21 protein-coding genes and 2 pseudogenes are annotated in these 25,147 nt (G+C 74.9%); 7 read left to right on the top strand and 16 right to left on the bottom strand.

Features of this window, described 5'->3' with window-relative positions:
* Positions 1-7: 7 nt before the first annotated feature.
* The 4 genes from CAE01nite_RS05660 to CAE01nite_RS05645 all read right to left on the bottom strand — a co-directional run bounded on the left by CAE01nite_RS05660 (position 8) and on the right by CAE01nite_RS05645 (position 3,216).
* Entirely contained in the window at positions 8-421 is a 414-nt protein-coding gene (locus CAE01nite_RS05660) for a hypothetical protein (protein ID WP_146901254.1), read from the bottom strand.
* Entirely contained in the window at positions 418-783 is a 366-nt protein-coding gene (locus CAE01nite_RS05655; protein WP_146901251.1) for a DUF948 domain-containing protein, read from the bottom strand. Before CAE01nite_RS05655 ends, CAE01nite_RS05660 begins: the two co-directional genes overlap by 4 nt.
* A 168-nt stretch (positions 784-951) precedes the next feature.
* A complete protein-coding gene (gene rpsD, locus CAE01nite_RS05650; protein ID WP_146901248.1) occupies positions 952-1,578 on the bottom strand; it encodes a 30S ribosomal protein S4 in 627 nt (208 codons plus the stop codon).
* Between the two features lie 237 nt (positions 1,579-1,815).
* Positions 1,816-3,216: a replication-associated recombination protein A gene (locus tag CAE01nite_RS05645; RefSeq protein ID WP_146901245.1), complete on the bottom strand. Its 1,401-nt coding sequence runs from the start codon at positions 3,214-3,216 to the stop codon at positions 1,816-1,818.
* Between the two features lie 143 nt (positions 3,217-3,359).
* On the opposite strand from CAE01nite_RS05645, the gene CAE01nite_RS05640 reads away from it, so the two are divergent.
* The 4 genes from CAE01nite_RS05640 to CAE01nite_RS05625 all read left to right on the top strand — a co-directional run bounded on the left by CAE01nite_RS05640 (position 3,360) and on the right by CAE01nite_RS05625 (position 8,324).
* Positions 3,360-5,591, top strand: a complete 2,232-nt coding sequence (locus CAE01nite_RS05640) for an MMPL family transporter (RefSeq protein WP_307724973.1) — start codon at positions 3,360-3,362, stop codon at positions 5,589-5,591.
* 116 nt (positions 5,592-5,707) lie between these two features.
* Positions 5,708-6,898: an LLM class flavin-dependent oxidoreductase gene (locus CAE01nite_RS05635; protein WP_146901239.1), complete on the top strand. Its 1,191-nt coding sequence runs from the start codon at positions 5,708-5,710 to the stop codon at positions 6,896-6,898.
* A 38-nt stretch (positions 6,899-6,936) separates the two neighbouring features.
* Entirely contained in the window at positions 6,937-7,554 is a 618-nt protein-coding gene (locus CAE01nite_RS05630) for an FMN reductase (RefSeq protein ID WP_146901237.1), read from the top strand.
* 251 nt (positions 7,555-7,805) lie between these two features.
* Positions 7,806-8,324: a hypothetical protein gene (locus CAE01nite_RS05625; protein WP_146901235.1), complete on the top strand. Its 519-nt coding sequence runs from the start codon at positions 7,806-7,808 to the stop codon at positions 8,322-8,324.
* Between the two features lie 89 nt (positions 8,325-8,413).
* Here CAE01nite_RS05625 and CAE01nite_RS05620 read toward each other — a convergent pair.
* The 9 genes and pseudogenes from CAE01nite_RS05620 to aspS form a co-directional block, all read right to left on the bottom strand.
* Positions 8,414-8,695, bottom strand: a pseudogene (locus tag CAE01nite_RS05620) (ATP-binding protein); the annotation flags it as partial.
* 36 nt (positions 8,696-8,731) lie between these two features.
* Entirely contained in the window at positions 8,732-10,255 is a 1,524-nt protein-coding gene (locus tag CAE01nite_RS05615; RefSeq protein WP_146901229.1) for a sensor histidine kinase, read from the bottom strand.
* Complete coding sequence (locus CAE01nite_RS05610; protein ID WP_146901224.1) at positions 10,252-10,716, bottom strand: response regulator; 465 nt, start codon at positions 10,714-10,716, stop codon at positions 10,252-10,254. The genes CAE01nite_RS05615 and CAE01nite_RS05610 overlap by 4 nt, the downstream gene beginning before the upstream one ends.
* Complete coding sequence (locus CAE01nite_RS05605; RefSeq protein ID WP_146901221.1) at positions 10,713-13,787, bottom strand: PAS domain S-box protein; 3,075 nt, start codon at positions 13,785-13,787, stop codon at positions 10,713-10,715. Before CAE01nite_RS05605 ends, CAE01nite_RS05610 begins: the two co-directional genes overlap by 4 nt.
* 98 nt (positions 13,788-13,885) lie before the next feature.
* Complete coding sequence (locus tag CAE01nite_RS05600) at positions 13,886-15,358, bottom strand: glycosyltransferase family 2 protein (protein WP_146901216.1); 1,473 nt, start codon at positions 15,356-15,358, stop codon at positions 13,886-13,888.
* Positions 15,355-16,395 (bottom strand): HEAT repeat domain-containing protein, encoded by a 1,041-nt coding sequence (locus CAE01nite_RS05595; protein WP_146901212.1) that lies wholly within the window; start codon positions 16,393-16,395, stop codon positions 15,355-15,357. The genes CAE01nite_RS05600 and CAE01nite_RS05595 overlap by 4 nt, the downstream gene beginning before the upstream one ends.
* Positions 16,392-16,781 (bottom strand): response regulator transcription factor, encoded by a 390-nt coding sequence (locus tag CAE01nite_RS05590; RefSeq protein ID WP_146901207.1) that lies wholly within the window; start codon positions 16,779-16,781, stop codon positions 16,392-16,394. Before CAE01nite_RS05590 ends, CAE01nite_RS05595 begins: the two co-directional genes overlap by 4 nt.
* A gap of 147 nt (positions 16,782-16,928) precedes the next feature.
* Entirely contained in the window at positions 16,929-17,693 is a 765-nt protein-coding gene (locus CAE01nite_RS05585) for a GNAT family N-acetyltransferase (protein ID WP_146901203.1), read from the bottom strand.
* Positions 17,694-17,741: 48 nt separating this feature from the next.
* Positions 17,742-19,592, bottom strand: a complete 1,851-nt coding sequence (gene aspS, locus CAE01nite_RS05580; protein WP_146901199.1) for an aspartate--tRNA ligase — start codon at positions 19,590-19,592, stop codon at positions 17,742-17,744.
* A gap of 178 nt (positions 19,593-19,770) precedes the next feature.
* Between aspS and CAE01nite_RS05575 the strand changes: the two genes are divergently transcribed.
* Positions 19,771-20,238, top strand: a complete 468-nt coding sequence (locus CAE01nite_RS05575; protein ID WP_146901196.1) for a PPOX class F420-dependent oxidoreductase — start codon at positions 19,771-19,773, stop codon at positions 20,236-20,238.
* A gap of 11 nt (positions 20,239-20,249) precedes the next feature.
* Here the strand turns inward: CAE01nite_RS05575 and CAE01nite_RS05570 are convergent, their stop codons facing one another.
* From CAE01nite_RS05570 to CAE01nite_RS05560, 3 genes are all read right to left on the bottom strand, one after another.
* Positions 20,250-21,356 (bottom strand): Rv2578c family radical SAM protein, encoded by a 1,107-nt coding sequence (locus CAE01nite_RS05570; protein WP_146901447.1) that lies wholly within the window; start codon positions 21,354-21,356, stop codon positions 20,250-20,252.
* A gap of 65 nt (positions 21,357-21,421) precedes the next feature.
* Positions 21,422-22,846 (bottom strand): histidine--tRNA ligase, encoded by a 1,425-nt coding sequence (gene hisS, locus CAE01nite_RS05565; protein ID WP_146901191.1) that lies wholly within the window; start codon positions 22,844-22,846, stop codon positions 21,422-21,424.
* Between the two features lie 92 nt (positions 22,847-22,938).
* Positions 22,939-23,718, bottom strand: coding sequence for an MBL fold metallo-hydrolase (locus CAE01nite_RS05560; protein WP_146901186.1), 780 nt, complete (start codon positions 23,716-23,718; stop codon positions 22,939-22,941).
* Between the two features lie 110 nt (positions 23,719-23,828).
* Between CAE01nite_RS05560 and CAE01nite_RS05555 the strand changes: the two genes are divergently transcribed.
* Together CAE01nite_RS05555 and CAE01nite_RS05550 are read left to right on the top strand one after the other, a co-directional pair.
* Entirely contained in the window at positions 23,829-24,623 is a 795-nt protein-coding gene (locus CAE01nite_RS05555) for a peptidylprolyl isomerase (protein ID WP_146901181.1), read from the top strand.
* Positions 24,620-25,147 (top strand): annotated as a pseudogene (locus CAE01nite_RS05550) (hypothetical protein); the annotation flags it as partial. The gene CAE01nite_RS05555 and the pseudogene CAE01nite_RS05550, both read left to right, overlap by 4 nt.

Raw genomic sequence — 25,147 nt, 5'->3', positions numbered from 1 at the left:
GGCTGTGTCAGTAGAAGGAGTAGCCCTCGGGGCCGTCCTCGGGATCCTCCGCGCGGTGCGAGCCGCCGCCCGGACGCGCTCTGCCGCCCCGGTCCCCCGCGCGCGGGTCCGACGCGCTCGCGCCGGACGCGCCGTCCGCACCGGACGAGGCGGCGCGCTGGGCGCGCCAGGCGTCGACGGTCGTGCGCGAGCGCGCCAGGTCAGCACCCGCGAGCAGGTCCGCGCGGAGCTCGGACTCGCGCTGCGCCGTCGCGGTCCGGAACTCCTCGCGGGCGCGACGCACGGCGCCGGTCACGCCCGCGGCCGCGCCGAGGGCGCTGCGGGCGCCGGCGGGGACGTGCCGGTCGGTGACCTCTCGGGCCTTGCGCAGGGCGGTGACCGTCCCGGCCGCGCCGACGGCGACCCAGAACAGGCGCCTCACGGCGTCGTCCGCCCCGGCAGGACCGAGCCGACCGCCCGGCGCACCCCGTAGGAGAGCGCGGCGAGCTTGAGCATCGGCTCGCCGACCGTCGCCGCGAACAGCGACGTGAGCGCCGAGACGTTCTCCCCGACCTGCGCCGCCGAGGTCGTGATGGCGTCGACCTTGCCCAGCTGGGTGTTCGTCGAGGCGATGGTGGCGGCCGTCTCGTCCAGGACCGGGACGGTGTGGTCGGTGATCTGCTTGACGGAGGCGCGGGTCTCGTCCAGCACCCGTCCCAGCTTGACCAGCGGGACCGCCAGCACGCCCACGAGCAGGACGAACGCGATCGCCGCGATCAGCCCTGCGATGTCTCCGACCGACATGACCTGCTCCTCGTTGACGTACCGCTGACGTGCCCGGCCGGGGCTCCCGGCGGGCCGCGAGAACACTACCGCCCCACGACAGACGCCCCGCTCGGCCGTGAGGCGCGAACGGGGCGTCCGGGGTGGGCGGCGTGCCGCGTGCGGCGGCCGACCGGGCGTGCGGGTGGGTCAGCGGGCGTAGTACTCCACGACCAGCTGGACCTCGCAGGTCACCGGGACCTCGGCGCGCTTGGGGCGGCGCGTCAGCACGGCGGACAGCTTCTCGAGCGAGACGTCGAGGTAGCCCGGGACGGCCGGCAGGACGTCGCGGTGCGCGCCGGCAGCGGCGACCTGGAACGGCACGGTGGCCTGGCTCTTCGGCTTGACCTGGATCGTCTGGCCGGGCTTCACCCGGAACGAGGGACGGTCCACGATCTTGCCGTCGACGAGCACGTGACGGTGCACGACGACCTGGCGGGCCTGGAGGATCGTGCGGGCGAAGCCCGAGCGCAGCACCAGGGCGTCGAGACGGGTCTCGAGCAGCTCGACCAGGGCCTCACCGGTCAGACCGGCGTCCTTGCGGGCCTCCTCGAACGCCCGGGCCATCTGCTTCTCGCGCAGGCCGTACTGGGCGCGCAGGCGCTGCTTCTCGCGCAGACGGACGGCGTAGTCGGACTCGGTCCGGCGGCGGGCACGGCCGTGCTCGCCGGGCGGGTAGGGCCGCTTCTCGAAGTGCTTGACGGCCTTCGGCGTCAGGGCGATGCCCAGCGCACGGGAGAGGCGCACCTGACGGCGCGCACGGGTCACAGAGGACACGGTGTGTTCTTCCTGTCGTTCGGTGGTGACGTCACACCCGCGGTCGAGGAGTGGTCCCCGGCGGGCGTGGGGCCGACCAGGTGCGCGAGACTGATCGCAGCGGCTGAGGCCCCAGGGTGGTCGTCCCCGGTCCCGCGGTGCTGACAGGTGCGGGTCCTGGCCGGACGACCTCACGACTCTACCGCACCCGCCCGCCAGGGCCGGTCCCGCTCGGCGTGCCCGGGTGTGACGTCGGCGTCAGCGGTCGTCGAGGATCGCGCGGATGCGCTCGAGCCGCTCCCCGACCGACCGCTCGAACCCGCGGTCGGTCGGGGTGTAGTAGCGCGTGCCGACCAGCTCGTCCGGCAGGTACTGCTGCGGGGCGACGGCGTGCGGCTCGTCGTGCGCGTAGCGGTAGCCCTGCCCGTGGCCGAGCTTCGGCGCGCCGGCGTAGTGGGCGTCGCGCAGGTGGGGCGGCACCGACCCGATCCTCCCGGCCCGCACGTCGGCCAGCGCCGCGTCGATGCCCAGGTACGCCTTGTTCGACTTCGGCGCGGTGGCCAGGTGGACGACGGCCTCGGCGAGCAGGATCCGGGCCTCCGGCATCCCGATCAGGGCGACGGCCTGCGCGGCGGCGACCGCCGTCTGCAGCGCGCTCGGGTCGGCCATCCCGACGTCCTCGGCGGCGGCGATCACGATCCGGCGCGCGATGAACCGCGGGTCCTCGCCGGCCGCGATCATCCGGGCGAGGTAGTGCAGCGCGGCGTCGACGTCCGACCCGCGTATGGACTTGATGAACGCGCTGATGACGTCGTAGTGCTGGTCGCCGTCGCGGTCGTAGCGCACCGCTGCGACGTCGATCGCCCGCTCCACGGTCGCCAGGTCCACGACGGCCGGCGAGGCCGGCACGGCGGCGCCGTCCGGTCCCCGGTCCACGCCGGCGCCGTCGGACAGCGCCGCGCCCGCCGCCGCCTCCATGATGGTCAGCGCCTTGCGGGCGTCCCCACCGGCCAGGCGCAGCAGGTGCTCCTCGGCGTCCGGCTCCACGACGACCGCGCCGCCCAGGCCGCGCTCGTCGGTGACCGCGCGCCGGACCAGGGTGCGCACGTCCTCGGTGCCCAGCGGGCGCAGGGTGAGCAGCAGCGACCGGGAGAGCAGCGGGGAGTTCACCGAGAAGCTCGGGTTCTCGGTGGTGGCCGCGACCAGCGTGACCCAGCGGTTCTCCACGCTGGGCAGCAGGGCGTCCTGCTGCGCCTTGGTGAACCGGTGCACCTCGTCGATGAACAGGACGGTCTCGCCGCCCCCGGTCGCGAGCCGGCGGCGCGCGTCGTCGATCACCGCACGCACGTCCTTGACCCCGGCCGTCACGGCGGACAGCTCGACGAACCGGCGTCCGGACGTCGCGGCGATCAGGTACGCCAGCGTCGTCTTGCCGGTGCCGGGCGGCCCCCACAGGACCACCGACGTCGGGGCGGCGCGCCGCGAGGTCTCGTCGGCGGGCCCCACCAGACGGCGCAGCGGCGAGCCGGCCACCAGCAGGTGCTCCTGGCCGGCCACCTCGTCCAGCGAGCTCGGTCGCATCCGGACGGCGAGCGGGGCGTTCGGCGCGGCCTGCGGCAGCCCCTGCGAGGTCGAGGTGACCGCGTCGAACAGATCCATGGTGCGAGCCTACGCAGGCCCACCCGCGCCGGCCGCCGCCCCTCGGACGGCACCGGGGACCCCCGGGACAGGGCTGCCGGCGCGCTCGGCGGGCTGCCTGCCGGCGCGCGCCGCACCCGTCCGCACCTGCGATGCTGACCGGCGTGTTCGAGACCCTTGGCCGCCGCATCGCCCGACGCCCCCTGATCTCCGTGGTCGTCTGGGCCCTGCTCACCGCCGGCGGCTTCGGCCTCGCGATCGTCGGGGTGGGCGGCGAGAGCCTCTTCGACCGGCTGTCGAGCGGCGAGCCGTACGTCCCCGGGTCGGAGAGCCAGGAGGCGAACGACCTCATCGAGTCGTCCTCGATCCAGGCGGCCTCGCTGACCCTGCTGCTGGACGGCGTCGACCCCACGGCCGACGGCCTGGTCGAGGCCATGGCGCCGGTGCACGAGGACCTGACCGCCGTCGACGGCGTGGCGACCGTCATCGACCCGCTCCTGCTCCCCCAGGGCGCGGCGAACCCGGCGGCCGCGCCGCTCATCGCGACCGGCGGCGACGGCTTCCTCGTCGTGGTCGAGCTGCGGCCCGACCTGGACGAGGCGGCCCGTGAGCGGGCGCTGGCCGCCGTCGAGCGACGGCTGGACGCCGTGCCGGACGACCTCGCGGGCGTCGCGCCGGACGCCACCGGCGTGGTCGGCGGCGAGTCGCTCATCGTCGAGGCCATCACCGACCAGGTGGAGGAGGACCTCGCCACCGGGGAGGCGATCGCGCTGCCGATCGCCCTGCTGGTGATGGTCCTGGTGTTCGGCGGGCTGCTCGCGGCCAGCGTGCCGATGGTCGGGGCCATCGCGTCGATCGCCGGCGGGCTGGGGACGCTGTACGGGTTCTCCTCGTGGCTGGACCTGGACTCCTCCGTGGTGAACATCGTCACGCTGCTCGGGCTGGGCCTGTCCATCGACTACGGGCTGCTGATCGTGTCGCGGTTCCGCGAGGAGCTGCACGCGGCGATCGGCGCCGAGGGTGCGCAGCCGCACCGCCGCCACCGCAGGGACGTCGCGGTCGCCACGGCGGTCGCCCGGACCATGGCGACGGCCGGGCGCACCGTCGCGTTCTCCGCGCTGACGGTCGGGATCTCCGTGGCGGGGCTGATCCTCTTCCGGCCCGACATCCTGCGCGCGTTCGGTGCGGCGGGCGTCGCGGTCATCCTCATCGCGCTGGCCACCGCGCTCACGCTGGTCCCGGCGATGCTCGCGATCTTCGGGCGCCGGCTCCTGCGCCCCGGGCTCATCAGCCGGGTGCCGGGGCTGCGGGTGCTGCTCGCGCGCACCGCGGACGTCCAGTCCGAGGAGGGCTCGTTCTCCCGCCTCACCGCACGCGTGCAGCGCCGTCCGTGGGCGGTGATGGGCGGCGTCGTGGTCGTGCTCGCGGTGCTGTCCCTGCCCCTCGCGCACCTGCAGCTGCGCAACTCCACCATCGAGCTGCTGCCGGCGGACTCCCGGCAGCGCGAGTACGTCGAGGCGCTGGCGGCGGACTACCCGGCCTCGACGTCGCCGTCGGTGGTGGTGGTCGCCCAGACGTCGCTGGCGGACGCGACGACCTGGGCCACGTCGCTGGCCGACATCGACGGCGTGGAGTCGGTGGACCCGCCGCTCGCGCTGGGCTCCCGCGTGCTGGTGGGGGTCCGGACCGCCGGCGACGCGGCGGGCGACACGACGCAGGACGTCGTGCGGGACGTCCGGGACCTCGACCCCGGCTTCCCGACCTGGGTCACCGGCCAGGCGGCCGGCCAGATCGACTTCGTCACCGCCCTCACCGACCGGGCGCCGTGGGCGGCTGCCCTGGTGGTCCTGGCGACCTTCGTCCTGCTGTTCCTCATGACCGGGTCGGTCGTCATCCCGGTCAAGGCGCTGCTCACCAACACCATCTCCCTCGCGGCCTCGCTCGGGGTGCTCGTGTGGGCCTTCCAGGACGGCAACCTCGCCGGCCTGCTGGCCTTCACCTCGACCGGCGGCATCGAGACCTACGTCGTCGCGCTGGTCATCGCCTTCGCGTTCGGGCTCGCGATGGACTACGAGGTGTTCCTGCTCTCGCGGATCAAGGAGCTGCACGACGCCGGGCACCCCGACGACGAGTCCGTCCGGCTGGGCCTGCAGCGCTCCGGGCGGATCATCACGTCCGCCGCCACCATCATCGTCGTGGTGTTCACGGGCTTCGTCTTCGGCGAGCTGCTGGTCATCAAGGAGGTCGGCTTCTCCCTCGCGGTCGCGGTGATCATCGACGCGACGCTGGTGCGGCTGCTGCTCGTCCCGGCGACCATGACGCTGCTGGGCCGCGCGAACTGGTGGGCGCCGGCGCCGCTGCGGCGCGTGTACGACCGGTTGGCCATCACGCACTGACCGTCGGGCGGCCGGCACGGCGCGCAGGGGACGGCGGCCTCCGGAATAGGCGGCGCACCCGAGCCGTTGGGGCGGATGTACATGCAGATGCATCGACTTTGACGAAGGACGCAGCCATGCAGTTCGGGATCTTCACCGTCGGGGACGTCACCACGGACCCCACCACGGGCCACACGCCGGACGACACCGAGCGGGTCCGCTCGATGCTGACCATCGCCCAGCACGCGGAGGAGGTCGGCCTCGACGTCTTCGCCACCGGCGAGCACCACAACCCGCCGTTCGTGCCGTCCTCGCCGACGACGATGCTGGGCTACCTCGCCGCCAAGACCGAGCGCATCGTCCTGTCGACGTCCACGACGCTGATCACCACCAACGACCCGGTGAAGATCGCCGAGGACTACGCGATGCTCCAGGTGATCTCGGACGGCCGCATGGACCTGATGATGGGCCGCGGCAACACCGGCCCGGTCTACCCCTGGTTCGGCCAGGACATCCGCCAGGGCATCCCGCTCGCGATCGAGAACTACGCGCTGCTGCGCCGCCTCTGGGACGAGGAGGTCGTCGACTGGCAGGGCAAGTTCCGCACCCCGCTGCAGGGCTTCACCTCCACCCCGCGTCCCCTGGACGGCGTCCCGCCGTTCGTCTGGCACGGGTCGATCCGCAGCCCCGAGATCGCCGAGCAGGCCGCCTACTACGGGGACGGCTTCTTCCACAACAACATCTTCTGGCCTGTCGAGCACACCGCGACGATGGTGGCCTACTACCGGCGCCGCTTCGAGCACTACGGCCACGGCGCCGCCGACCAGGCGATCGTCGGCCTCGGCGGCCAGGTGTTCATGCGTGCGAGGAGCCAGGACGCCGTCCGCGAGTTCCGCCCGTACTTCGACGTCGCACCGGTCTACGGCCACGGCCCGACGCTGGAGGAGTTCACCGAGCAGACGCCGCTGACGGTCGGCAGCCCGCAGCAGGTCATCGACCGGTACGCCTCGATGCGCGAGCACGTCGGGGACTACCAGCGGCAGATGTTCCTCATGGACCACGCCGGGCTCCCGCTCAAGACGGTCCTGGAGCAGCTCGACCTCCTCGGCGGCGAGGTGGTCCCCGTGCTCCGCAGGGAGATGGAGGCCAAGCGCCCCGCGCACGTGCCGGCGGACCCGCCGAGCCACGCCGAGCGCGTCGCGGCCCGTGCCGCCGCCGCCGCCCCGGCCCCGGGCAGCACGGCGCCCGTCGCCGACCGCTGGACCGGCCGCACCGCCGAGGACGACGCCCCGGCCGCCGCGCGCGCCGGCTCCGCGTTCGGCCTGTGAACCCCCGCTCCGCACCGTCACCGTCAGGAGAACCAGCCATGACCACCCGCACCCTCGCGGTCGTGACCGCGGGCCTCAGTCAGCCGTCGTCCACCCGCCTGCTCGCCGACCGTCTGGCGCAGGCCACCGCCGACGAGCTCGCCGCACGTGAGATCACGGCCGACGTCCGGACCTTCGAGCTGCGCGACATCGCGCACGACGTCGTCAACATGATGCTGACCGGCTTCCCCAGCGCGGCTCTGAAGGACGTGCTGGACACGGTGACCGGGGCCGACGGCGTCATCGCCGTCACGCCGCTGTTCACCACGAGCTACTCGGGTCTGTTCAAGTCGTTCGTCGACGTCCTCGACAAGGACTCCCTCGCCGGGATGCCGGTGCTGCTCGGTGCGACGGGCGGGACCCCGCGCCACTCGTTGGCCCTGGAGTACTCCCTGCGCCCGCTGTTTACCTACCTGCGGGCCGACGTCGCCGGGACCGCGGTGTTCGCCGCGACGGACGACTGGGCCGGTGAGGCCGACGCGGTCAACCCGCTGCCGGGCCGGATCCGCCGCGCGGGCCGGGAGCTGGCCGAGATGGTCGCCGCACGGGAGAACTCCGGACCGGTGGACGTGTTCGCCGACGCCCCGTCGTTCGCGCAACTGCTCGGCGACCTCTGACACCCCGGGGCCCGCGTCGTCGGTCCGGCGAGGCTGTCGCCGGGACCGCCGGGGTCCCTACCATGGTCGGCATCGAAGTGCACACGTCGGGCGGCCCGCCCAGGGCCTGCGCCTCCCCCGCCGGCGAGGGAGGCGGCCCGCCGGGTGGTCGGGCGACCGACGGGACCTGACCCGCCGCGCCGCCGCAGCGGTGCGTGCCGTCGCCGCGCACCACGTCCACCGCAGAGTCCTCACAGCACATGAGGTGCCACATGGTGCAACGCCTGCATGCACGCAGGGCCGTCGGGGCTGCCGCCGCAGCCGCGGCCCTGGTCCTCACCGGCGGTGTCGCCGGTACGGCGTCGGCCGAGCCGCCGACGCGCGAGGCGTCCCCGTCCGGGCTGCCCGCCACGTTCCCCGCCGGAGCAGCCTGCTCCTTCCCCGTCGAGATCGAGGAGGCGGAGCCGGCCGGGCTGGAGGAGGTCGACTTCGGCGAAGGCCGCACCGTGGTGCTCGGGCCCTTCGTCGTCCGGCTGACCAACAAGGAGACCGGCCGGAGCGTCGTCCGGGACATCTCCGGGCCGATCACGAACAAGGGGGCCCGGTCGACCGCGTTCGGCGCGACCGTCACGCCCATCTTCGCCGGCAACGACCCGGACGACCTGCTGCCGGGCGGTGAGCCCGGGCTCTTCTTCGTCCAGGGCGTGGTGGTCTTCGAGAACTTCGTCCTGACCCGGCTGACCGGTCAGGTCGAGGACCTCTGCGCGGTGCTGGCCGGGCCCGGCGCCTGACCCACGGCGGGACCTCCGGCCGGCGCCGGGGGACGGCGGCTCGACCGGCCGTCCCCCGGCGTGGTCCGCCCGGACGTCCCCGTCGCGTCCTATCCCGCCGCGGAGACCTCGAGCCGTGCCGGCGCAGAGTTCGTCGCAGGCTTCCCCGGACCGTGTCGGGTCGTCGCGGCGGCGCCGCCGACGGCAGGGTCGGCGGCGCCCTCCGCGAGCGCCCCCGGGAGGGTGACGAGGAAGCTGTTGGTCGCCAGGTCGTAGGTCGCGTCACCGCCGTGGGCGCGGGCGAGGTCCCGCACGATGGACAGCCCGAGCCCGGCGCCCCGCGCAGGACCGGCGGAGTCGGCGCGCGTGAAGCGGTCGAACAGCTGCCGCGGTGACCGGTCCCTGAGGGTCTGCCGACCTCGGTCCGCTCACCGGGGCAGCGTGACGACGACCGTGGTGCCCGTCCCCGGCCGCGACGTCAGCTCGATGGTGCCGCCGTGCGCCTCGACGATGGCCCGGGCGATGGACAGACCGAGCCCGGTGCCCGGGATCTGGCGCGTGTAGGCGTCGTGGGCCCGGAAGAAGCGCTGGAACAGCCGCGCCTGCTCCTCGACCGGGATCCCCGGGCCGTCGTCGGCCACCGTGACCGCGACCGTGGACTCCCCCACCTGCGTGCTCACCACCGCGGTGCCGCCCGGCGAGGTGAACTTCACGGCGTTGGACAGGAGGTTGACCAGCACGCGCTCCACCTGCAGGCGGTCCGCCGGGACGACGACGGGCCCCGGGGCCGGCCGGGTCCGCAGCGTCACGCCGGCGGCGGAGGCGGACGGCCCCAGGTCGCGCAGGACCTGCTCGACCAGCTCCTGGACGTCGACCGGGGTGAGGTTCGGGCTCAGGGTCCCGGACTCGGTGCGGGCGAACGTCAGCAGGTCCTCGATGAGCGCCAGCAGGCGCCCGGCGTTGCGGTCGACGACCTCGACCATGCGCCGCTGGGCGGGTCCCAGGTCCGTCTCGTCCGCCTCGGTGAGCATCTCGGTGTACCCGCAGATGTTGCTCAGCGGGGTGCGCAGCTCGTGGGAGACCGTGGCGACGAACGTGCTCTTGAGCCGGTCGAGCTCCTGCAGCTCCGCGTTGGTGCGGGTCAGCTCCTCCGCCTGGCGCACGAGCTCCTGCTCGGCGCGCCGGCGTGCGGTGATGTCGAGGAACTGATGGACCAGGCGCCTGGCTGCCGGGTCGCCGTCGTGGATGAGGGACGCGGTGTAGTGGGTCCAGGTGACCGCGCCGTCCGACCCGCGCAGGCGGATCTCGTGGTTGGTCACCGGGTCCCCGCCGTCCACCAGCGCCCGCACGTGGTCCTCGACGACGGCGTGGTCCTCCTCGGCGACGACGGCGGTGAGCCGGCCTCCGCGCAGGTCGACCCGGGGACCGGGCACCATCGCCACCAGGGCCGGGTTGGCCTCCAGGATCTCCCCGCCGGGAGTGGTGACGGCCATCCCGAGGGGGGCGTTGTCGAAGGCCGCCCGGAACCGCTGCTGGTGCCGGGTGGAGGCGAGCCGGGCGCGGGCGCGCTCGCGCACGAGGCGCCGCTGCTCGAGCGCGTGCTCCACCGCGGGGCCGAGCCGCGTGAGCCGGTCCTTGAGGAGGTAGTCCACCGCGCCGTGGCGCAGCGCCTCGACGCAGGCCTCCTCGCTCATCGCGCCGGACACGACGATGACCGGGATGTCCTGGCCGCTGTCGCGCAGGAGCTCCAGCGCGTCCAGCGCGGTGAGCTGGGGCAGGGAGTAGTCGGCGAGCACGATGTCGGGGTCGCCGGCCAGTGCCGCCAGGTAGCCCTCGCGGTCGTCGACGCGTCGCCACGTCGGGGAGAAGCCGGCGCGGCGCAGCTCGAGCACGAGCAGCTCGGCGTCCAGGGCGGAGTCCTCCAGCAGCAGCACGTCCAGCGGCGCGCTCACGCGCGGACCACCCGTCCGGCGTCGGGGTCGGGCTCGTTCAGCACCAGCCAGTAGAGCCCGATGCCCTGGATGACGGCGAGGAACTTCTCCATGTCGACGGGCTTGACGATGTAGCTGTTCGCGCCGAGCTCGTAGCAGGCCGACAGGTCCCGGTCCTGCGCGGACGAGGTCATCATGACGACGGGCACGTGCCGCAGCCCCGGGTCGCCTTTGAGCCGGCGCAGCACCTCGATGCCGTCCACGAGCGGCAGCTTGATGTCGAGCAGGACCAGGCGGGGCGGGGGCTCGCTGCCGCGGTGCGCCCAGGCCCCCTGCGCGAACAGGTAGTCGAGCGCCTCCGCGCCGTCGCGGGCGACGTCGACGAGGCTCGCGAACTCCGCGCGCCGGAAGGCGATCCGGGCCAGCTCGAGGTCGTCGGGGTTGTCCTCGACGAGCAGCACGCGGTTCGGCACGGCGGTCATCGCACGCTCCTCGGGGTGGGGATGGCGGGGGTGGGGTCGGCGGACGTCGCGGGGACGGTTGCCGCCACCAGGGCGGTCGCCGCGTCCGGGCCGGGAAGGGTGAAGGAGAAGGTGGCGCCGCGGTCGGGCTCGGCGTCGGCCCAGATCCGGCCGCCGTGGCGGTGCAGGATGCGCGCGGTCAGCGCCAGGCCGATGCCGGTGCCCTCGTAGTCCTCCGCCCGGTGCAGGCGCTGGAAGACCTTGAACAGCTTGTCGGCGTAGCGCATGTCGAAGCCGGTGCCGTTGTCGCGCACGAAGTAGACCGGTGCACCGTCGTCCCCGGTCCGGCTGCCGACCTCCACCAGGGCGCGCTCGCGGCCGCGGGTGTACTTGACGGCGTTGCCCACCAGGTTGGCCACGACGTGACGCAGCAGGCGGGGGTCGCCCTCGACGGGCGGCAGGTGGCCGACCGCGAGGTCGACCACCCGGCCCGCACGCTCGACGGCCAGCTCCTCCCACACGTCCGTCACCAGCGGGTCGAGGTCGACGGGCCGGACGGACATGTCCTGACGCTGCAGCCGCGAGAACGACAGCAGCCCGTCGATGAGCTCGCCCATCTGCTGGGCCCCGGCCCGGACCCGGTCCAGGTACCGCCGTCCGGCGTCGTCCAGCTGGTCCGCGTGGTCCATCGCGAGCACCGCGGCGAACCCGTCGACCGCCCGCAGGGGCGCGCGCAGGTCGTGCGAGACGCTGTAGGAGAACGCCTCGAGCTCGCTGTTGACCTCGAGCAGCGCGTCGGCCTGCGCCTCGAGCTGCGCCGTCCGCTCGTGCACGCGCAGCTCGAGCTCGGTGTTGAGGTCGCGCAGCGCCCCGTTGAGCCGCTGCAGCTCACCCTGGGCACGCACCCGGTCGCTGATGTCCCGCACGGCCGCCGAGACGATGACGCCGTCGTCGGACTCCAGCGTGCTCAGGCTGACCTCGGCGGGGAAGAGGGAGCCGTCCCGACGTCGGGCGGACAGCTGCATGCCGCTGCCCATCGGTCGGGCGACGGGGTCGTGCAGGTAGCGGGCGCGATGGGCGGCGTGGCCGGAGGCCGCCGCCTCGGGCACCAGCACCTCCAGGGGACTCCCCAGGAGCTCCTCGCGCCGGTACCCGAAGAGCTCGTCGACCTTGCTGTTCGCGAACACGATCGTCCCGTCCTCGGTGCACCCGACGAGGGCGTCCGGGGCGGCCTCGAGCAGGTCGCGGAACCGTGCCTCGTCCCGCTTGCGCGCGGTGATGTCGCGGGTGACGTTGACGAACCCGCGCAGGGCGCCGGCGTCGTCGTGCACCGGCGTCAGCACGCTCAGCGCCCAGAAGCGGGTGCCGTCCTTGCGGACCAGCGACCACTCGGGCTCGATCCGCCCGGTCCGGACCGCGTCGGCGAGCGCACGCTGCGGCTCCCCCGCGGCGACGGCGTCCGCGGGGAAGAGCATCGTGTAGGGCCGGCCGAGGACCTCGGCCTCGGTGTACCCGTTGATCCGCTCGGCGTTGGCGCTCCAGCTGGCCACGTGACCCTGCGCGTCCAGCATGACGATGGCGTGGTCGCGGGCGCCGTCGAGCAGCAGGCGCAGCTGCTCCTCCGAGCGCCGCACCGCCTCGTGCGCGGAGCGGCGCGCGGTCACGTCCTGGAAGACGGTGACCGCACCGGACTGGCCGGTGCGCGGGTCCAGCGGGCGCGCGGAGACCTCGAGCCACAGCCCGTCCGGTCGCGCCTCGTTGCGCAGGAACATCTCGACGTCGTCGACGGACTCGCCGGCCAGGGCGCGCACCACCGGCAGGTCGGCCACGGGGAACGGCTCGCCGCCGTCCGCCAGGAAGACGCCGTGGTGCGACGGCCACCGGTCGGGTCCGTCGGGCTCCTCGAGCCGGAGGATCGAACGGGCCGCCCGGTTGCTCAGGAGGTAGCTGCCGTCCTGGTCCACCACGGTGACGCCGTCCCCGAGGCTGTCCATCACGGCGCCGAGCAGCCCGGCCTGGCGCTGGGCCTCCTCACGGGCGGAGCGCAGCTCGCGGGTGGCCTCCTCGACCCGGCGCTCGGCCCGGCGGTGCGCGGTCGCGAGCACCAGGACGAGTGCGGTCGAGAGCACCGTGAGCCCCACTCCGCCGGCGCCGACGGCCAAGGCCAGGACGTCGTCGCCACCGGGCAGGTCGGCGCGGTGCGCGTGCGCCTGCAGCAGCCACTGCTGGTCGGCGATGACGATCCGCTCGGTGCGGCGCAGGTCCCCGGCGCTGCCGGGATCCGGGTCGTCGCCGGCGACGGTCGTCCAGCCGTCGCCGCCGTCGGCGAGCAGCGCCGCCCGGGCCAGCCCCTCGCCCGTCTGGTGCAGCGTCGAGCCCATGAAGTCCTCGCCGCGCATGCCCATGACCAGCCAGCCGCGGAACGCGCGCGGTCCCCCGTCGGCGGCCGGCGCGAGCACCGGGGCGGAGATGAGGAACGACAGCTGACGTTCGTCGGCCGGCAGGTCCCGGTCGGACAGGAGCTGGTACGGGCGAGACACGGTGACCGTGGACAGCTCCCGGCCGCGCAGCAGCGCCGCGGTGGCCTGGGGGGAAACCAGGAGGTCCTGCCCCAGGGGCGCCAGGGTCCCGGCCGACACCGGGCGCTGCAGCACCGAGAAGATGTGCTCGTCCCGGTCGGGCGAGGGCCGCAGCTGCAGGTCGGCGACGCCGCGGCGGCGCCACTGCTCCTGGACGGCCGGCACCTCGGCGCCGTCGGCGGGCACGACGAACGCGATGCCGGAGGCCCCGGGCAGCTCCATGCCCTGCAGCGTGGCGGTCAGGGCGTCGAAGGAGGCGGCGTCCACCTCCGGCATGGAGGCGGCGCCCGCGGCGAGCGTGGTCAGGGTCTCGACGTAGCGCCGGGCCTCGGTGGTGACCGCCGCCTGCATCGCCGTGGCGCGCTGGTCCATCAGCCGCTCCTCGGCGCGTCCCTGCTGCTCGCTGAGCAGCACGGCCAGGCCGGTCGAGGTCGACAGGCCGACGATCGCGACCACCAGGGCGACGGCCGGCACCCGGCCGGGACGTCGTGGGCGGCTCGTGGAGGGGGGCACACCTGTGTCATCGGCCGCCGGACCGGTCCCGGGAGGGTTCTGGACGTGCGGGCTGCCGGACCGGTCGCCCCGTCGTGCGGCCGTGTGGCTCCCGGTGCTCACGCGGCGCTCGGGGACGGGGTGGCCGCCTCGGTCCCGAACCCCTGCCGCGTCATCACGCCCCAGACCTGCTCCCGACGCCGCAGCCCCGCCCAGAGGCCCTGCAGGCGCCACCACGCGGTGAGCTGGCGGTACCCGAGGTTCTCGACCAGGGCGACGCCGACCGACACGGCCAGGTCCCGCCACCGGCCGTAGCGGTGGAAGGAGAACTCCTCGACCGCCAGGGCGGCCATGGAGACGAACATCGCGTACGCGTAGACCGCCAGCACGACGGCCAGGGCGCGGGCCGGCTCCAGCAGCCCGGTCACCAGGGCGAGCGGCCCCAGGGCGGCGCCGACGAGCTCCAGGACCGGCGCCAGCAGCTCGAAGACGACGTAGTAGGGCAGCGCGACCAGGCCCACGCGCCCGTAGCGGGGGTTGCCGATCATGCGGCGGTGGCGCCACAGGACCTCCAGCAGCCCGCGGTGCCAGCGCCGCCGCTGGCTGCCGAGGACCCGCCGGGTCGACGGGACCTCCGTCCAGGAGATCGGCTCGGACACCGCGACCACGCGGTAGTCCCGGCCCTGGTCCCGCATGGCCCGGTGGACCGCGACGCACAGCTCGAAGTCCTCCCCGATGCAGGTCGGGTCCAGGCCGCCGACCTCCACCAGGACGTCGCGGCGGTAGAGGCCGAAGGCGCCGGAGATCAGCACGAGCGCCCCGATGCGGGACCATCCCGCGCGCCCGAGCAGGAAGGCGCGCAGGTACTCCATGACCTGGATGCGCGGCAGCCATCCCTGGGGCATGCGGGCCTCGACGACACGTCCGGCGACCACCCGGCTGCCGTTGACCGCGCGCACGACGCCGCCGGAGGCGACGACCCGGGCCGGGTCGTCGACGAACGGGCGGGCCACCACGGTCAGCGCGTCGGGGTCCAGGAGGGAGTCGGCGTCGACGAAGCACACCAGCTCGTGCCGGGCCACGTTGATGGCGACGTTGAGGGCGTCGGAGCGCCCGGAGTTGGTCTTGCGGACCACGACCAGCGGCGTGCGCCCGTCCGCCGGGACGTGGACCGACAGCACCGTGGCGGTGGTGGCCACGTCGTCGGGGATGCGGCGGGCCTCGGGGACCAGCCCGTAGGCCTCGACGAGGCGCGCGAACGTGGCGTCGGTGGAGCCGTCGTCGACGACGACGACCTCGTGACGCGGGTAGCGCAGCGCGAGCAGCGCGCTGACCGACGCGACGATCCCCGCCTCCTCGTTGTAGGCGGGGACCAGCACGGACACCGCGGGGGTCAGCGGGGACGACAGCGTCTCGTCGTGGTCGGTGAAGGACGCGCGGCGGCGGTTGAGGCTCCCCTCCCGCGCCGCGAGCAGCACCAGGGCCAGGTAGCTGGAGTTGAGCAGCAGGAAGTAGACGAGCACGGGCCACAGGGACAGGTCCATGACGAGGGCGACGGCGTCGCGCAGGTCGCCGGCGACGAAGTCGCTCATGCGGCACCCGTCAGGGCGGGGACGCGCTCGGCGACGGCGACGACGGACGACGGCGTCGAGCGGGCCAGGACGTCGGCGCGGGGCACGCCGAGGCCGAGCAGCGCGTGCCCCGCCTCGGTCGCGACGCGCGCGTCGGGGTCGTGGAGCAGCCCGTCCAGCACCGCGACGGTGCTGGACGCGCCGAGGTCCCCGAGCGCGCGGGTCGCGGCGACGCGCAGCGCCCCGGGCGAGCCGGGCCGCGTGGCCCGGACCAGGTCCGGCACGGCGCCGGGCATCCCGAGCGCACCGAGGGCCGTCGCGGCCAGGCAGCGCACGTCGGTGAGGGGGTCGCCTGCGAGCAGGCCGCGCAGCGCGGTGCCGGCGCCGGTGACCCCGAGCCGGCCCAGGACGACGACGACGGTCGAGCGCACGACGGCGACGGGGTGGTCGACGGCGGTGAGCAGGTCCGGCGCACCGGCCGGACCGATCCGCAGCAGCGCCTGCGCGACCGCGGCCGGCGGGACGCGTGGGGGCTCCGCGGCGAGCGCGCGCAGCAGCGAGGGGACGGCCGAGGCGGAGCCGAGCCGGCCGAGGGAGCGGGCGGCGACGTGGCGGACGTCCGCGTCACGGTCGTCCAGCAGGCGCACGAGCGACCGGACGGTCCCGGGGACCTGGGCGCGTCCGAGCAGGTCGGCAGCGGCCGCGCGCCGGGAGGCGCGTCGGCGGTGCAGGTCCCGGCGCGCCCGGACGAGCACGCCGCGGGTGCCCAGCAGCCGCACGACCTCCTCGTGGCCCTCGCCGCGGACCTTCGCGAGCAGCGCGACGACCGCCGGCTCCAGCACGCGCCACGACGCCGTGTCGAGGGCCGCGACGGCGGTCGCCGCCTCCCGGGCCTCGGGCGGGTCGCCCGCCACCAGGGACAGCAGCAGGGGGCGGTGCTGCGCGGTCAGGCGCCGGACCCGGGCCTCCCGCAGCCGGCGGGTGACCCGGCGGGCCACGACACCGAGCATCACGAGCGCCGCCACTGCGGAGGTGACCCCGAAGGCGGCCAGGATCACGGCGCGGTCGCCGCGACCGGCACGCGGGCGAGCACGGCCTGGACACGGCTGAGCAGCTCCCGCGGGCTGAACGGCTTGGTCACGTAGTCGTCGGCGCCGGTGGCGAACCCCGTCGCCACGTCCTGCTCCTGCACGCGGGCGGTCAGCATGATGACCGGCAGCGTGGCCGACGCCGGCTCCCGGCGGATCTGGGCGCACACGTCGAGCCCGGACAGGCCGGGCATCATCAGGTCGAGGACGGCCAGGTCCGGCAGCTCCGCCCGGACCGCGTCGAGCGCCTGCACGCCGTCGCCGACGGCGACCACCCGGTAGCCCGCCTGCTCCAGCTTGAAGGAGACGAGGTCGCGGATGTCCGCGTCGTCGTCCGCCACCAGGATCGTGGTCACCGGAGCACCTCACGGTCGTGGGGCGCGGCCCAGGGTCGCCGGGGCGTCCGGCCTGCGCGGATGGATGGGGTCACAGGTGCTCCATCGGCACGGGCCCGGCTCTGTTGAGGCGGTTTGTCCGGGTCGTGCGGCCGGCGCCCCGCCGGGTCAGCCCGGCCGGTGCCGCGAGGCAAGCTCGTGCTCGAGCCGGAAGCCCAGCCGTGCGTAGACCCGGCGCGCCACGTCGTTGCTGGCGTACAGCCCCAGGCTGACCATCGGTCGGCCCACCTCGGGGACGACGAGGAGGCAGTCGCCCACCGCGGCGCTCATGACGACCCCGGCCAGCCCCTGCCCGCGGGTCGCGGGGTCGACGCCGAGCGACACCAGGTGCGGCGGCAGCCCCGGGGTGACCAGGATGGCACCGACGACGGCCCTGAGCCGTCCGCCCCGCCGGACCCCCCACCAGCCGATGAGCCGCTCGTCGTCCGGCGCGGTGCTCGCCGTGGGGTGCCCGCGCGACAGGAAGTCGGCCACCTCCGCCGCCGTGGCCGTTCCCAGCGGCAGGCGCTCGGCGCCGTCCGGGTCCCCGGTGAGAGGTCCGGCCGTCCACATCCAGTCCCAGGCGGACCCGTCGGCGGCGACGCCCAGGCCGGGAGCGAGCGCCGGGTCCATCGCCTCGAACGCCCCGCGCTGGGAGGTGACGTACCGGATCTCCGCGAGCGCGGGCCGACCCTCGCGCACCGCCTGCTCCAGCAGGCGGGCGAGCGCGGCGGGGTCGCCGAGCCCGAACAGCCCGCACCGGCGTCCCGGTCCGTCGAGGACGGCCAGCACGGCGTCGGGCGAGGTCCACGCCGCGCGCACCTCGGCCTGGGCGTGCTCACCCAGGAGGTACGGCGAGCGGCACCACGGGTCCGGCAGCTCGGTGATTCTCACCCGACGCTCACGTCGACCTCGGTGACCGGCGGCCGCCGTCGGCCGCCCTCAGCCCGCCGGCGTGGTGGAGACCGAGCCGGTCCCGCCGGCCGCGGCCGCGGGCGTGCCCTGGGTCGCGACCGACGCCCCGGCGGCGTCCCCCTTGAGGACCGGCTTCGCGTCGACCCCGGCCTCCCGGCGCTGCTCGGGGGTGATCGGGGCCGGCGCGCCGGTCAGCGGGTCGTAGCCGCCGCCGGACTTGGGGAACGCGATGACGTCGCGGATGGAGTCCGAGCCGGTCAGCAGCGTCAGGATGCGGTCCCAGCCGAACGCGATCCCGCCGTGCGGGGGCGCGCCGAACGCGAACGCGTCGAGCAGGAACCCGAACTTCTCCTGGGCCTCCGCCTCGCCGATGCCCATGACCTCGAACACCCGCTGCTGCACGTCGCGGCGGTGGATACGGATGGACCCGCCGCCGATCTCGTTGCCGTTGCAGACGATGTCGTAGGCGTAGGCGAGCGCGTCCCCCGGGCTCTCCTCGAAGCGGTCGATCCAGTCCGGGGTGGGTGAGGTGAAGGCGTGGTGGACGGCCGTCCACGAACCGCCCCCGACGGCGACGTCGTCGTCCTCGCCGGTCGGCTTGAACAGCGGCGCGTCCACGACCCACACGAACGCCCACTCGGCCGGGTCGATCAGGCCGCAGCGCCGGCCGATCTCCAGCCGCGCGGCACCGAGCAGCGCGCGCGCGTCGGACGGCGTGCCGGCCCCGAAGAAGACGCAGTCGCCCGGCTCGGCGCCGACGGCCTCGACGAGGCCGGCACGCTCGGCGTCGGACAGGTTCTTGGCGACCGGGCCGCCGAGCTCGCCGTCCTCCGAGACCGTGACGTACGCCAGCCCCTTGGCGCCGCGCTGCTTGGCCCAGTCCTGCCAGGCGTCGAACGTCCGGCGGGGCTGGGACCCGCCGCCGGGCATCACGACGGCGCCGACGTAGGGCGCCTGGAACACCCGGAACGGCGTCTCGCGGAAGTACTCGGTGAGCTCGACGAGCTCCTGCCCGAAGCGCAGGTCCGGCTTGTCCGACCCGTAGCGGGACATCGCGTCGGCGAACGTCATCCGCGGGATCGGCGTGGGGATGGAGTAGCCGATGAGGTCCCAGAGCGAGGTGAGGACCTGCTCGGCGACGGCGATGACGTCGTCCTGCTCGACGAAGCTCATCTCCACGTCGAGCTGCGTGAACTCCGGCTGGCGGTCGGCGCGGAAGTCCTCGTCGCGGTAGCAGCGGGCGATCTGGTAGTAGCGCTCCATGCCGGCGACCATGAGGAGCTGCTTGAACAGCTGCGGCGACTGCGGGAGCGCGTACCAGGAGCCGGGCGCCAGGCGCGCCGGCACGACGAAGTCCCGCGCACCCTCGGGCGTGGAGCGGGTCAGGGTCGGCGTCTCGATCTCGACGAAGTCCTGCGCGTCCAGCACGCGGCGCGCGGCCTGGTTCGCCTTGGCGCGCAGCCGCAGGTTGGCGGCCGGGACGGGCCGGCGCAGGTCCAGGTACCGGTGACGCAGCCGCGCCTCCTCCCCGATCGTCTCGTCCAGGGCGGACGACACCTGGAACGGCAGCGCGGCGGACTCGTTGAGCACGACGACGTCGGCCGCGGTCAGCTCGACCTCCCCGGTCGGGAGGTTCGCGTTCTCGTTGCCCTCCGGGCGGCGCCCGACCTCGCCGGTCACCTGCAGCACGAACTCGTTGCGCAGCCCGTGCGCGACCGCCTCGTCGCGGATGACGACCTGGGCGATGCCCGACGCGTCCCGCAGGTCGATGAACGCCACACCACCGTGATCGCGCCGCCGGTCCACCCAGCCCGTGAGGGTGACGGTCTGACCGGTGTGCTCGGCTCGCAGCGAGCCGGCGGTGTGGGTGCGGAGCACGGAGGATCCTCTCGGGGTGGTGGCGCACGGCGTTCGGCGCCCGGTCGATCCTAGTCGCGGGCCCGGTGACGGTCGTCCGGGCCCACCTGCCCCGCTCGGGCCCACCTGCCCGGCGCGGGCACGGCAGACTGTCCCGGTTCGCGTCCCCGCCGTCCGTACCGTCCCCCCGGGAGCCGTCATGGCCCGCACCATCGCCACCGCCGACCGCGTCTCCCGCGAGGAGCTGCTCGAGTTCGTCCGGCCGCGCCACCACGCGGTGCTGATGACGGTCCGCTCGTCCGGCATGCCGCAGCTGTCCCCCGTCACGTGCGGGGTCGACGACGCCGGCCGCATCGTGATCTCGACCTACCCGGAGCGGGCCAAGACCGCGAACGCGCGCCGGGACGGCCGGGTGTCGCTGTGCGTGCTGTCGGACGACTTCGGCGGCGCCTGGGTGCAGGTCGACGGCACCGCCGAGGTGCTGGACCTGCCGGACTCGGTGGAGCCGCTCGTGGAGTACTACCGCAACATCGCCGGGGAGCACCCGGACTGGGCGGAGTACCGCGAGGCGATGACCACGCAGGGCAAGTCGATCATCCGGGTCACCATCGAGTCGTGGGGGCCGGTCGCCACCGGCGGGTTCCCGGCACGGCTCGCCGAGGGCTGACGCGGCGGCGCTCAGAAGAGCGTCGTCTGCGCCGCCCCGGGGGCGAGCGCGTCGGCGCCCTCGAAGGAGGCGACCCCCGAGCCGCCCCACCCGACCAGGCTCCCGGTCGGGAACGCACCCTCGTCCGGGCGCGGGATGCCGCCGGCCTGCCGCTCGACCCGCCGCTCGAACCCGTGCTGCTCCAGCAGGGGCTTGGTCCGTGCGCGCAGCCAGTCCTTGTACTCGGTCGGCACGTACGCGCCGTTCCCGTACAGCCGCCGGTACCGGCCCACCAGCGCGGGGTGCTCGCGCGCCAGCCAGTCCAGGTACCAGGGCTTGACCGAGCCCCGCAGGTGCAGCGGCAGGACCGTCACGCCGGTCGCGCCCGCGTCGGCGAGCCGCCCGAGCAGCGGGTCCAGGTGCTCGACCGTGTCGGTGAGCCACGGCAGGACCGGCGCGATCATCACACCGCACGGCAGCCCGGCGTCCCGCACGGCGCGCACCAGGTCCAGCCGCGCCTGCGGCAGCGGCGTCCCCGGCTCGACCGACTGCTGCAGGACGGGGTCGAGCAGCGCGAGCGAGACCCCGATGCCGACCGGCACCGACTCGGCGGCCCGCTGCAGCAGCGGCAGGTCCCGGCGCAGCAGGGGCCCCTTGGTGAGGATCGAGAACGGCGTGCCGGAGGCCGCGAGCGCCTCGATGATCCCCGGCATCAGCCGGTAGCGGCCCTCGGGGCGCTGGTAGGGGTCCGTGTTGGTGCCCAGGGCCACGTGCTCGCGCTTCCACGACGGGCGCGCGAGCTCGGCGCGCAGCACGTCGACGACGTTGGTCTTGACGACGACCTGCGTCTCGAAGTCGCGACCGGCGTCCAGGTCGAGGTACTCGTGCGTCGGCCGGGCGTAGCAGTACGTGCACGCGTGCAGGCAGCCCCGCGTCGGGTTCACCGTCCACCGGAACGGCATGCTCGACGCCGGCGGCACCTTGTTCAGCGCGCTCTTGCACGCCACCTCGTGGAACGTCACCCCGGCGAAGTCCGGCGTGCGGACGCTGCGCACCAGGCCGGCGAGCGTCAGCCCCGGCAGCACGCCGGCGTCGTCCAGCGCGGCGGTGCCGTCGACCCGCTGCCCGTCCCATCGCATGAGGATCATTCGAACAGGTGTTCGACCCGCGGTCAAGCGGGCATGCCGGCTCTGTGGACCGGGCGTCAGCCGGCGGCGACCACCCGCGGCCACCGGTCCTCGGCCGGGGGCTCCCACGTCGCGGCGTCGGCCTCCGCCTGTACGCCGGACCGGATGTCCTTGACCTGGTCGGCCGTCGCCTCGACCGGCGTGCCGTCCGCGCCGGTGGACGCCGGGGTCCCCGGGAACCACACGAACGGGACCCCCCGCCGGTCGGCGTACCTGATCTGCTTGCCGAACTTCGCCGCCGTCGGCGCGACCTCGACCGGGATCCCGCGCGAGCGCAGCGTCGCCGCCACCCGGTCCGACACGGCGCGCGTGTCCTCGCCGGCCACCGCGACGACGACGGCGGACGGGACAGGGCGCGAGGCCCGGACGAGGTCCGCCCCGAGCAGCCGCGACACCAGCCGGGAGACCCCGATGGACAGCCCGACGCCGGGGTAGGTGTTGGCCCCGTCGGACGCGAGCGTGTCGTACCGGCCCCCGGAGGCGACCGAGCCGAGCTGCTCGTGACCCACCATGAGCGTCTCGTAGACCGACCCGGTGTAGTAGTCGAGGCCGCGGGCGATCTTGAGGTCGGCGACCACGACGCCCGGTGCCCGCTCGGCGGCCGCGGTGACCAGCGCACCGAGCTCGGCCAGGCCGGTCTCGAGCAGGTCGGACACCACCCCGTGGCGGGCGGCGAGCGTGCGGACCTCGTCCACGACGCCGGCGTCGGTTCCGGAGATCGACGCGAGCTCCAGGCAGGCGGCGGCCTGGTCGCGCGTGGCGCCGGCCTCGGCGACGAGCAGGTCTGCCACCGCCTCGGGCCCGACCTTGTCGAGCTTGTCGATGCTGCGCAGGACGCCGTCGACGTCGTCCAGGCCCAGGCCGCGGTAGAAGCCCTCGGCGACCTTGCGGTTGTTGACGAGGATGCGCACGGGCGGCATGCCGACGTCCGCCAGCGCCCCGAGCGCCTCGGCGATCACGAGCGGGATCTCGACCTCGTAGTGGTACGGCAGGTCACCGGCGCCGACCACGTCGATGTCGGCCTGCACGAACTCGCGGAACCGGCCGTCCTGGGGGCGCTCGCCCCGCCACACCTTCTGCATCTGGTACCGCTTGAACGGGAACGCCAGGTGACCGGCGTTCTCCAGGACGTAGCGCGCGAAGGGCACCGTGAGGTCGAAGTGCAGGCCGAGCTGCCGGTCGTCCGGCGAGCGGGGGGCGTCTACGGCGTCCGCGGCGCCGGTCCACGGCGTCTCCTCCTGCAGGCGACGCAGCACGTAGACCTCCTTGGAGGTCTCCCCCTTGCGCAGCAGCTGGTCGAGCGGCTCGACGGCCCGGGTCTCGATGCCCGCGAACCCGTGCAGCTCGAACGTGCGCTGCAGGGTGGCCAGCACGTGCTGCTCGACGACGCGCCCCGCGGGCAGCCACTCGGGAAATCCGGACAGGGGGGTGGGGCGGGACATGGGGCCTCATCCTGCCAGTCCGACGGCCGGGGTGATCCGCCGGTGCGCCCGCCGTGGTCACCCGTGGGGGTCACCCGGCGAGCGTGGCGGGATCACGCGGCGAGGTAGGGGTTGCTCCTCAGCTCGAGGTCCATCCGGCTCGCCGGGCCGTGCCCGGGCAGCACCAGCGTGGTGGGCGGCAGCGTGGCGACCCGGTCCCGCAGGGTGGCGGCCATGGTCGTCTCGTCGCCGCCGGGCAGGTCCGACCGGCCGATCGACCCGGCGAACAGGACGTCCCCGGTCAGCGCGGTGGCGGTCGCGCCGGCGACCAGCGACGCGGGCGACGGCGAGTCGGGGAGCGCGCTGCCCTCCCCGGGCACGGCCGCGACCAGGTACAGGGTGGCGCCCTCGGTGTGGCCGGGCGCGTGCCGCGCCTGCAGCGGCCGGCCGCCGAACGCCGCGCCACCGAGGTCGAGGTCCGCGGCCTCCGGACCCGGGTCGAACGTCCGGACCCGCCCGGGCGGACGGTACGACGCCGCCGGCATGCCGACGGCGGCCAGGGCCTGCGCCAGCGGGCCGCGCAGGTCGTGCACGCCGGCCGCCAGGACGCCGAGCGTCCCGAACGGGTCGGCGAGCCGGTACGCGTCCGCGGCGTGCACGTGCAGGTCGACGTCGAACTCCTCGCACAGCGCGGTGGCGTCCCACGTGTGGTCCACGTGGCCGTGGGTGGCCAGGACCGCCACCGGCCGCAGCCCCTCCCGGGCGACGAGCCCCCGTACGGCGCCGGCCACGCCGCCGCCCGCGTCGACCACGACGCACGCGACGCCGTCGTCGGCCACCAGGACGTAGCAGTTGGTCCCGAACACGGGCGCGACGACGGTGAGCAGGCGCATCCGGCCAGGCTAGCCACGGCGAGTCACCGGCAGGCCGGGTCTCCTTGCCTAGACTGTGCCCGCGGACGGTCGCACCCGTCGCACTGCGACGACAGGCACAGGGAGGTCGGGTGTCCCCGAGCAAGCGCGAGCGCGAGAACGCGCGCAAGCGGTACGAGCGCCACCAGGCTCGGCTGCGCGCCAAGCGCCTGCGTCAGCGCCAGATCGCCGGGGGCATTCTCGCCGTCGTCGTGCTCGGTCTCGCCATCGCCCTCGGTCTCGCCCTGACCCGCGAGGACGACCCGGGCATCGCGGGGGCGGCCGCCACGCCGGACGCCACCGCGCCCGCCGACCCGGCCGCGCCCGTCGACCCGGCCGCGACGCCGACCGCCGGCGCCTACACCCTCCCGGACCCGTCCCTGGCCGAGGGGCGCACCTGGACCGGCACGATCACCACGGACGTCGGGGCGATCGGCATCGAGCTCGACGGCGCGAAGGCACCGCAGGCGGTCGCCTCGTTCGTCAGCCTGGCCCGGCAGGGCTACTTCGACGGGACGTCGTGCCACCGCCTGGTGACCGGCGGGATCAAGGTGCTGCAGTGCGGGGACCCGACCGGGTCCGGCTCTGGGGGCCCGGGGTACACGTTCGGGCCGATCGAGAACGCCCCCGCCGACGACGTCTACCCGGCCGGCACCGTGGCGATGGCGCGCGTGGGCGGCGACGCCTCCTCGATGGGCAGCCAGTTCTTCCTCGTGTACGAGGACTCGCAGATCCCCGCCGACGAGGCGGGTGGCTACACCGTTCTCGGCCGAATGACGTCCGGCTTGGACGTCGTCACGGCAGTCGCGGACGCCGGGGTCCAGGGCGGTGGGTCCGACGGCCCGCCGGCCACCGGCGTCACCATCCAGGGAGTTGAGACCCAGTGACCGAGCACACCACCGACGCCACGACCGGCCAGGACCCGACCGGCGACGACGCCGTCGCCGGGGCACCGGACGGACGCCCCGAACCGGTCGACGACCTCGCCTCGACCGACGAGGCGGCTCCCGCGGCGGCTGCGGACGAGGCGCCGGCTCAGCCGGTCGCGTCCGTGGACGCGGGCGATGCCGACCTCGTGACCGGGGCAGCGGGCGGCGACGAGCCCGCCGACGCGGTGGCCGACGCCGGCCTCGCGGCCGGGGACCCGCCCACCGCCGCCGCCGTGACGGACGACGCGTCGTCGTCCCGGGACGACGACGCGGGCGAGCCGGTCGCCCCCGGCGTCGACGCCGTCCCTGCGGACGACGCCCCCACGGCCCCGTCGCCGGACGAGGCACTCGGTCAGTCGGTCGCCCCCGCCGACAGCACGCCGACGGACGACCCTGCCCCGGTGGCGGACGCCGCCCCGGCCGACGACGCCGCCCCGGTGGCGGACGCCGCCCCGGCAGACGACGCCGCCCCGGTGGCGGAC

Origin of the sequence: Cellulomonas aerilata (genome assembly GCF_007991755.1) — a bacterium.
In the GTDB taxonomy this organism is placed as follows: domain Bacteria; phylum Actinomycetota; class Actinomycetes; order Actinomycetales; family Cellulomonadaceae; genus Pengzhenrongella; species Pengzhenrongella aerilata.
Note: the sequence above shows the minus strand (reverse complement) of the source record. Positions and strands in the feature narration are given on the sequence as shown.

Bases quoted from the DNA above. Each gene is read 5' to 3' on its own strand.
- CAE01nite_RS05630 (WP_146901237.1), top strand. From the start codon at position 6,937: ATGACCACCCGCACCCTCGCGGTCGTGACCGCGGGCCTCAGTCAGCCG.
- CAE01nite_RS05610 (WP_146901224.1), bottom strand. From the start codon at position 10,716: ATGACCGCCGTGCCGAACCGCGTGCTGCTCGTCGAGGACAACCCCGAC.
- CAE01nite_RS05655 (WP_146901251.1), bottom strand. From the start codon at position 783: ATGTCGGTCGGAGACATCGCAGGGCTGATCGCGGCGATCGCGTTCGTC.
- CAE01nite_RS05645 (WP_146901245.1), bottom strand. From the start codon at position 3,216: ATGGATCTGTTCGACGCGGTCACCTCGACCTCGCAGGGGCTGCCGCAG.
- CAE01nite_RS05570 (WP_146901447.1), bottom strand. From the start codon at position 21,356: ATGCGATGGGACGGGCAGCGGGTCGACGGCACCGCCGCGCTGGACGAC.
- hisS (WP_146901191.1), bottom strand. From the start codon at position 22,846: ATGTCCCGCCCCACCCCCCTGTCCGGATTTCCCGAGTGGCTGCCCGCG.
- CAE01nite_RS05625 (WP_146901235.1), top strand. From the start codon at position 7,806: ATGGTGCAACGCCTGCATGCACGCAGGGCCGTCGGGGCTGCCGCCGCA.
- CAE01nite_RS05600 (WP_146901216.1), bottom strand. From the start codon at position 15,358: ATGAGCGACTTCGTCGCCGGCGACCTGCGCGACGCCGTCGCCCTCGTC.
- CAE01nite_RS05560 (WP_146901186.1), bottom strand. From the start codon at position 23,718: ATGCGCCTGCTCACCGTCGTCGCGCCCGTGTTCGGGACCAACTGCTAC.
- CAE01nite_RS05575 (WP_146901196.1), top strand. From the start codon at position 19,771: ATGGCCCGCACCATCGCCACCGCCGACCGCGTCTCCCGCGAGGAGCTG.
- CAE01nite_RS05635 (WP_146901239.1), top strand. From the start codon at position 5,708: ATGCAGTTCGGGATCTTCACCGTCGGGGACGTCACCACGGACCCCACC.